Source organism: Hyphomonas sp. (genome assembly GCF_041689225.1).
In the GTDB taxonomy this organism is placed as follows: Bacteria; Pseudomonadota; Alphaproteobacteria; order Caulobacterales; family Hyphomonadaceae; genus Hyphomonas.
Map to the genome: position 1 here is coordinate 1 of NZ_JBDNGN010000156.1, position 4,851 is coordinate 4,851.

Genomic DNA, 4,851 nt, shown 5'->3' on the forward strand with positions numbered 1-4,851 from the left:
ACCGTTCTAGGGGCACATCAGTGCGGAGTCATCCGCCTCAATTATCGCCTTCGATTTATTTGCAATTCATGGGCTATCAGCAAGATCCGCAGTGGGGAATTTGGGCCGAATCTCGATTTTCTTACTCTTCAAGTAGCGGGCTGGCGATGATCTCATCGCCGAATGCGAACCGGCCTTTGCTTGTGTAATCGTCAGCAGGTTTTGGACAACAAAAACGCGGCCCACTTTCGAAGAGCCGCAACTCCCATGTTTAGAATTGGGCCTTCATTTCGGTATCGCCGTGATGGTCAGCATGATTGTACACGGACCTATTTATTGACGCCAATTTCAGTAATCTACACGTTTGCGCTGTCTACGCCGGTCCGATCGCGGCATAGACCACTTGAAAACACCGGACGGGCTCCTTCATTCACGATGCCTTACGGCATGCGCAGGACCTGTGCAGGTGTTCGGGCAAGGGTCGCAAGGCCGACCCCTGCTCCACCAAGCGCAGAAATGAAAACCGAGGCTGCCAGAATACGAAGTGTTTCTGCCCACGGAAACGTCCATGTCGCCTCGAACGTATACACAATGATCGGATAGGCAGCCGCCACGCCAATCGTCGATCCGATCATCGCCGCGGCGGCGCCTGCCAGGGCGAACTCGGTGGCATACAGACCCAAAACCTGCGCGCGTTCAGCGCCGAACACTTTCAGCAAGGCAGCCTCCGCGCGGCGTTTGCGCGCCAGCGCGGCAAATGTTCCAAGCAGGACCAACAATCCTGACAGTGTCACAATTCCGGCGGCCGCATTCACGGCAACGGCTATCTGCGAGAAAAGGTGGGCAGCTGTCTCCAGGGCCTGCCGGGTCTGGAAAACGACGACTTCAGACATGGACTTGCCAAGTGCGGTCACGATCCTCGCTTCGACATCCGGGGTTGTTTTCGCAATGGCGACAAAAGCCGGGTTCGCTGCCTCCAGTGTTCCTGGAGAAAGGATAAAGGCCGTATTCGAGCCGATGCTAAACGTACCCCATTCCGCGGTCCGAAGGGATGTGACTGTCGCTGTAACATCTCGCCCAAAAACACGAAATCCCATCTGGTCGCCCACACCCAGCCTGAGACCTCTGGCGGCGTCGGCTTCGACGGACACCTGAAGCGGTCCGGCATAGTTTTCCGGCCACCATCGTCCCTGCGTGAGAATCGCCTCGGGAGGCTTGGTTGCCAGGTAGGTGATTGTCGTCTCACCGCGAACCACCCAACGTTCGGATTCGGCGACATCATCTTCGACAACCGGCCTCCCTTTGAGCTGTGTGACGCGCGCGAGAACGAATGGCGCCTGCCGGTATATGGCGTCGTCGCCAGTGTCTATGCCTTGCGCTGTGATCAGCGCGCCAAATTCAGCAATGCGAACTGACGGTATCTGCGAGAACACGACAGACGGCGCGTTTGAGGGAGCTGTCTCACTGATCTGGCGAAGGAGGTTTGACTGCACAGCCGCGACGAGCGTCAGCAGGGCGAGCCCGAGCCCCAATGCAGGAACGATTGTTGGCGCAAGCGATCCCGGGCCAGCGAGATTGGCCAGCGAAAGTCGCCGCATGCCTGACGCGCTTCTGGCCGCCACTCGCGCAAGACGCTTCACCACGATCGCTGTACCCACGAGCGTGAGCAGTGTCAGCGCGGCGCCGGCAAGGATCAGCGCCGTCAGAAATGGCCGATAGCTTGAAACGACGGCAAGGATGCAAAGAAGACCCCCCGCGCTCAGCGTTCCGATCCGCTCTGTCCATGGAACGGATATGCGCTCATTGTCCGCAATCCTCCGGAACAGGGCCGACGGGCGGGTGGCGCGTGCGCGACCGATCGCGGGAAGTGCAAACATGGCCGCAGCAAGCAGGCCAAGCACAAGCGCCTTCAGAAGCGGGACGGGGTAGACCCCCAACACCTGGGGGAGCGGGATCGAACTTCCCGCGAAATAGGACAGCAGGTAGGGCGAGACCGCGCCCAGCGCCACGCCGGCTAGCGCCCCAACCAGAGCCAGAACACCCAGCTGCAGCATGTAAGCCGCTCTCAGGGTTGCGGCCTCTGCACCAAATACCTTGAGCACGGCGATCGACGCGATGCGGGTTTCCAGAAATGAGCTCGTCGCCTGAGCGACGCCGACACCGCCGGCAATCAGGGAGGCGATACCTATCACAGCGAGGAAACTGTTCAGCGTATTCAGCAATGATTTCAGGCCATCAATGGAATCCTCGGGACCGCGAACCCGCATCGTTTCTGTGCCAAATTCAGACTCGAAGCGCTCCTGCGCTTCCTCTAGGGTCGTGCCTTGATGAAGCACGACACGCAAGCCTGACCGGAAGAGCTGGCCCGGTGTCAGACGATCAGCGGCGTCCAGCGCGTCGAGACTGACAATGGCTTCGGGTCCGAACGTTCCTGGCGTCCCAACGCGGTCAGGAACGATATCGAGTTGGGCAGTCACAATCGCATTGACTGGGCCGAGGCGGACCGTGTCACCAATACTGACGTGGAAGTCATCGAGAAAGGATTTGCTGACAGCGATCCCCCAGCTGTCGCCTTGCTGGCGCAGTGCGCCCTGGAGCGTTTGCGGCCCGCCGGTCAGCCCGGCAGCCCCAAGCAAGGGGTACTTGCTGTCGACACCGCGCACATCAACCTGCCGCCGGGTCTCGGCAGCAGCGCCCATTACGTCGAGTGAGACCGTTTCAGAAACAGTGCCGAACTGGTCGATATACGCGCGTTCCTCCTGCGTCGCGCGGCGCTGGGATGTTGCAAAGATGACATCAGCACCGAGCAGAATCCGCGATTCTGAATTGAGACCGCGGGTAAAAACTTCTGTGACTGACCCGGCGGCTGCAATCGCTGCTGTGCCTATCGCAAGGCACGCGAGATAGATCCAGAAGCCCCGGAAGCCGCCCGACAGTTCGCGGAATGCGAGCTTTATCGCAACCCGGCTCACGCGATTCGTCCATCGCGCATGTGCACAACACGCTCGGCGCGTGACGCCAGTTCATCGTCGTGCGTCACAACAACCAGTGTCGTCGCCCGGTCCCTTGTGAGAGCAAACAAAAGGTCGGCCACACCGCGTCCGGATTCGGCATCAAGATTTCCGGTCGGTTCGTCAGCGAATACGAGGGCCGGATTGCTCGCGAGTGCGCGTGCAACCGCAACTCGTTGGCGTTCGCCGCCCGACAATTGACCGGGATAATGCAGCCGCCGGTGTGACAGGCCCACCCGTTCCAGCCATTCATTCGCCCTCGCGTCGACTCCGTCGAGACCAGCAATCTCAAGCGGCGTGCGTACATTGTCGAAGGCTGTCATCGTTTCGAGAAGGTGGAATGACTGGAACACCATGCTGACGCGGCCCCGCCGCAGGCGCGCCATCTGATCTTCGCTCAGCGCGTCGATCCGCTCGCCCAGCAGCGAGACCTCGCCTCGGCTCGCCTTCTCCAGGCCCGCCGCAACCGAAATGAGTGACGACTTGCCCGAACCGGAGGGCCCGACAATCGCAACGCTGCTGCCCGAATCCACCGCAATGCTGACATCCTTGAGGACATCCAGTGCACCATCTGCTGCCGGAAAAGTCAGCCATACGTCCTTCAGTTCGAGCGCACTCGTCATTCAATTGGTCTTTCATGATGGCCGCGCACATTGCCAGGGGGTGGCCGCCTGTCTATCGATAGGGATGATGTCAGGCGTACGGACAGGAATACAAGGGATAAGGTGGTGCTGCGTTGCCGCCATTCTCACAAGCGCGATTGTGCTAGTGGCCTGTGGCGCACCCACGCCTGCCACCGCGGTTGGCGATGCGGACAGCGCTCCCCAGCCCGTCATTGCGGAGTCGGGGCCCGTCATCGTCTTCCTCGGCGACAGTTTGACTGCCGGGTTCGGACTCGCCGCAAAAGACGCCCTGCCGGAACAAGTCGCCAAAATCTTCAAGGATGACGGAATCGAGGTCAGGATTATTAATGCTGGGGTCTCTGGCGATACGACGGCAAATGGTCTTGCACGGTTCGGCTGGAGCGTAGCCGCGACTGATCCCGATCTGGTCGTCGTCGCGCTTGGCGCGAATGATTATCTGTTGGGGATCGACCCCGAGATCACGAAGCAAAATCTTTCTGCCATCGTGCAGAAAGCGAGGGAAAGCGACATTGATTGCGTCCTCGTGGGCCTGCAACCGCGCGGCGCTTTGGACGAAGGAAGCCGCGACGCTGTATTCGCGGCGATTTACCCGGACCTCGCCGCAAAATTTGACCTCGAATACTATCCATCACTGATGACCGGTGTCCAAGACAAGCCAGAGCTTCTTCAGACCGACGGGCTGCATCCGACCGCGCAAGGCGTGAAAATCATCGCCAGAAACCTAGCGCAATTCCTTGAGCCAATTGTAGAGTCTCACGAATAGGTCATGCAGGAACGACGTTCTGGGGTTGGTGTCAGTCTAATGCGAACCAGTTTCCTTTATTCGCGGGACAGCAGGTCCTAGGCGACGACAAGGTCGCGCCATTCGCGAAGAGCGGCGTCTCGTTTTGTTTGAACCGGATTCTGGAATTTATATGCCTTTCGAAGTTGAAGTGATTGTACACTGACGAATGGATCGAGACGAATTTCTGCAAACTTCGCATCCGCCGGAATCGTGACATGGCCCTCTCCCGTCTTCGGAACGGTAAGGGCGAACTCTCAGCGCGATTATTGAGATGCCGGCCAGTCTCCTGGCGCCCCTCGCTGCCGATCACTTTCATTGCCGCACGATGTGAGGGGCATCTGTCCGTCACGACGACATTTGGATTGCCGTATCGCTTCATTGCTTTTTTTAGGAATTTCAATGCTGCGGCTTTGTCCCGTTTCTGTGTGACGTA

3 protein-coding genes and 1 pseudogene are annotated in these 4,851 nt (G+C 59.1%); 1 reads left to right on the forward strand and 3 read right to left on the reverse strand.

Features of this window, described 5'->3' with window-relative positions:
* Positions 1-419: 419 nt before the first annotated feature.
* Positions 420-2,951 carry an ABC transporter permease gene (locus ACESNB_RS15525; protein WP_373008942.1) on the reverse strand — a complete coding sequence of 844 codons (2,532 nt, stop codon included), beginning with the start codon at positions 2,949-2,951 and terminating at the stop codon, positions 420-422.
* Positions 2,948-3,613 carry an ABC transporter ATP-binding protein gene (locus tag ACESNB_RS15530; RefSeq protein ID WP_373008944.1) on the reverse strand — a complete coding sequence of 222 codons (666 nt, stop codon included), beginning with the start codon at positions 3,611-3,613 and terminating at the stop codon, positions 2,948-2,950. The genes ACESNB_RS15525 and ACESNB_RS15530 overlap by 4 nt, the downstream gene beginning before the upstream one ends.
* A gap of 145 nt (positions 3,614-3,758) precedes the next feature.
* On the opposite strand from ACESNB_RS15530, the gene ACESNB_RS15535 reads away from it, so the two are divergent.
* Positions 3,759-4,397: an arylesterase gene (locus tag ACESNB_RS15535; protein WP_373008946.1), complete on the forward strand. Its 639-nt coding sequence runs from the start codon at positions 3,759-3,761 to the stop codon at positions 4,395-4,397.
* Between the two features lie 77 nt (positions 4,398-4,474).
* On the opposite strand, the pseudogene ACESNB_RS15540 reads toward ACESNB_RS15535, so the two are convergent.
* Positions 4,475-4,851 (reverse strand): annotated as a pseudogene (locus tag ACESNB_RS15540) (DDE-type integrase/transposase/recombinase); the annotation flags it as partial.

Excerpts from the sequence above, each read along its gene's own strand:
- ACESNB_RS15530 (WP_373008944.1), bottom strand. The coding sequence starts at position 3,613 with ATGACGAGTGCGCTCGAACTGAAGGACGTATGGCTGACTTTTCCGGCA.